This window comes from Methylacidiphilum sp. Yel, from assembly GCF_004421185.1.
Classification (GTDB): Bacteria; Verrucomicrobiota; Verrucomicrobiia; order Methylacidiphilales; family Methylacidiphilaceae; genus Methylacidiphilum.
Genome location: NZ_LXQB01000057.1, coordinates 1 through 3,146, shown reverse-complemented (window position 1 = coordinate 3,146; position 3,146 = coordinate 1). Strand labels below are relative to the sequence as shown.

General features: G+C 41.4%; 3 protein-coding genes and 1 pseudogene. 1 reads left to right on the top strand and 3 read right to left on the bottom strand.

The window, feature by feature from the left end:
• The 3 genes and pseudogenes from A7Q09_RS11025 to gcvT form a co-directional block, all read right to left on the bottom strand.
• Nucleotides 1-328, bottom strand: a pseudogene (locus A7Q09_RS11025) (recombinase family protein); the annotation flags it as partial.
• 69 nt (nucleotides 329-397) lie between these two features.
• A complete protein-coding gene (gene gcvH, locus A7Q09_RS08235) occupies nucleotides 398-787 on the bottom strand; it encodes a glycine cleavage system protein GcvH (protein WP_134390989.1) in 390 nt (129 codons plus the stop codon).
• A gap of 23 nt (nucleotides 788-810) precedes the next feature.
• Nucleotides 811-1,932 carry a glycine cleavage system aminomethyltransferase GcvT gene (gcvT, locus tag A7Q09_RS08230; protein ID WP_134390988.1) on the bottom strand — a complete coding sequence of 374 codons (1,122 nt, stop codon included), beginning with the start codon at nucleotides 1,930-1,932 and terminating at the stop codon, nucleotides 811-813.
• Between the two features lie 269 nt (nucleotides 1,933-2,201).
• Here gcvT and A7Q09_RS08225 point away from each other — a divergent pair, with 269 nt between their 5' ends.
• Nucleotides 2,202-2,768, top strand: coding sequence for a hypothetical protein (locus A7Q09_RS08225; RefSeq protein WP_244228617.1), 567 nt, complete (start codon nucleotides 2,202-2,204; stop codon nucleotides 2,766-2,768).
• Nucleotides 2,769-3,146: the final 378 nt, after the last annotated feature.

Here is a 3,146-nt window from a genome sequence, read left to right as displayed (position 1 = left end):
TGTGGTAGTTCATGCCAGAACCCGGGTCCGCGATCAGCTCGAATGTCCAGCCTTGCCGGGCACAGAACAGCTCAAGAACCTGTTTTTGCCCTTCCAGATCGTCCTTCTGGTCGTGACTGGACACATGAGCATAGGCGATGGTGTGGCATACCTTCTCCAGCGCATGAAATTGGTCTAGCCGAAGCTGCGCAAGGTCGTAGCGTCGCCGCCCACCTGCTGTGGGTTCATCGGGTAGGAGCTTGCCCTCGCGCTCCCAGCGTCGTAGTGTTTGCGGCGCAATCCCTAAGAACTCGGCGGCCTCTTGAATGCTGACAAGCTTGCGCGACATTTTTAGAATGTACATTTATGAGAAGGAAAAAGCAATTTGTATAGAAACTGTTCAAGCCTTTAAGAAACTTTATAGTTCCTTATTTTTTAATAGCTCTCTATACGCATCGGCATCCTTGAGGTCATTGAGTTCTTGAGGATTTATGATTCGGAGCTTGTATAGCCATCCTTTTCCATAGGGATTGCTGTTGATCAATGAGGGCTGATCAGCCAACTGTGAATTAATTTCCAGAACTTCTCCACTGACCGGTGCATAAAGATCGCTGGCTGCTTTGACCGATTCAATGACGCCGACTACTGATTTTTGACTGACTCGTTCTCCCACTTTTGGTAGTTCTATAAAAACGATATCAGATAGTTCTCTTTGGGCGTGGTCTGTAATGCCTACGGTAGCAACATCCCCACTGACCATAACCCATTCATGGGTTTCTGTGTAGAAGCGATCATTTGGAATGTTCATGGAACTAAAAAAAATAAACCCTACTATCGATGAATAGTAGGTCTTTTGTAAAGGGGTTTTTTCCGGATTTCAAATGGATAGAGTTTGTTCCTAATTTCTATTTCAATTTTGTTGCCTATGATAGCATATGATTTATGGACATATCCCATACCGATTGTCCTTCCTAGGGAAGGAGACCATATGCCGCTTGTTACCTCGCCACACTTTTGGCCTTTAAAAAAAATTGGAGAACCTGTTTTGGGCTGAGGCGACGTCTCTTCGCAGGCTACAAAAGCAACAAGGAGGGTTTGAAAAGAGTCCTTCAATAAGACCAGAGCAGCTTTCCCTGGGAAAGAATAGGGTTTTGAAAGACTAACAGCTTTACTTAAACCAGCTTCCCAGGGAGTTTTATCTTCTCTAAGATCGACTCCATTCAATGGTAAGGAGGCTTCAAGCCTAAGAATATTCCTGCTGGCTAGGCCGCAGGGTAATAATCCATAGGGTTTACCACCTTCCAGTAAACGATCCCATAGTAGCCGGGCGATCTTACCAGGGAAAAATAGTTCAGCTCCCTCTTCTCCTGTATACCCTGTGGCAGCAATATACAAAAATTCTTTATCAAAAATGATTTTTTTTATCGTGTGCTTGGGAATGGTATCCAGAGAAAACACCTCTTTGAGTACATTCCAGGATGTTGGTCCTTGTATAGCAATGCAACCCCATTTTCGACGGTTGTCAATCAAGCTAACATCCCCAAAAGGAAGATAACCATGCAAAAGCGAATAATCTTTTTCTGATGCACAGGCATTCACTACTAATAGATAAGAAGAGGAACCAATCCGGTAAAGGATCAGATCGTCAATAATCCCACCGCTGTCCGAAAGGATTAAATGATACTGGCTTTCTGAGTCTTTTAAAAGGGATAAGTCGTTGGTTAAAATTCCATTTAGCCATTCCATCGCCTTAGGCCCTTCAACAAAGAATTGCCCCATATGACAGAGATCGAATATGCCTGAATTTTCTCTGACGGCTTGGTGTTCTTGTATGGCTGAAGTATAATAAATCGGCATCCACCATCCACTATAGGTTCCCATGTATGCCCCAAGCTCAATGTGGCGATTGTATAGAAATGTGGTGAAGGGAACTGAGCCAGTTGGAGCAATCACACAGTCATTCTAACTATAAAATCCCTGTCTTTCAATTAAAAAGGAAATTAAGACGGACCATTACGCTTTGTCTCTAAGCTTATTTTCCTAATGGAGGGATTTTTAAAAAACAAAAAAGAATTCTTTCTGATTCTTTTTGACAGATCTTTTTTTAGTGGATAATACTAGGAATATTTGAAAAGAAAACCGATCGGGTGCTTTGTAGGTTCTTTTGGCCAATCAAAAAAAAAGGAGTAGTCTTCTTTTGCTTACATCCTATGGAGGAAACCGTGAACGATGATAGTGAAAATCGTTTTTCCATAGATGATCTGAATATTAAAGTTCAACAGGCTCAAGAAATTCTTCTCGATCTTGAGAGAAGAAAAGAGGAAATTGAGCGACAAAAAAAACAGCTAGAAGAATTACGGCAAAAGCAAAGGACTTTTGAAGAAGATCATCGGACGGCTGTTGATTTGCTAACCAGAGGGCTTGTGCTGCTAGAAAGACAAGCTGGAGAACTGAAAAGACAGCTTGAAGAAATTGAGACCATCCATTCCCAATTTAGCGACCAGCTAAAAGCCATAGAATCCATTCAACCTGCAAGTTGGGATCCCATGAATTTGGAAGATGAGTTGAATAAGGCTCTTGTAACCGTTGAACAAGCAAAAACCATTTATGCGCAGTATCGAGACAAAGTCGGTAGTGTAAATGAAAGACTGGCGATCGAAGAAGAACTGGAAGAGGAAGAAGAAGTTCCTTTTCGCTTCTGGAATAAGGTTATGAGCGGTTTTGCCTATTCTTTACCCCTTATTTTAGTCCTGTTGGCTGGCATGGTGATATGGATCCTTAAGAAATAGCGAAGGGAGTCGTAAAAAATGCATTTGGGAAAAGACGAAGAAGAGTTCAGAGAATATCTATTAAGATCTGAAATCCGCTCCGCAGCTTTTTACCATAAAGCTAAAAAGAAGAAAGATAGACGTAATTTTTTTTTCCTGTTCGTTTTTTTGTGTTTGATCCTTTTTTTCCTCTGGCGTCGTTGGATCTATCTATAGAAGAGTCTATTCAAATAAACTTAGTGCCAAAAGCATAGCATTAAAACCCTCTTATACATTGTTTACCATCCATCGCCGTAATGCCCCTGCCTTCAGGCATGGGGATATAAGGCGATAAATTATAGCTATGTGTAGTATAATTATGTATGAACAGAAAAGAACAATTGAAATCCAATAAAAATA

Excerpts from the sequence above, each read along its gene's own strand:
- gcvH (WP_134390989.1), bottom strand. The coding sequence starts at position 787 with ATGAACATTCCAAATGATCGCTTCTACACAGAAACCCATGAATGGGTT.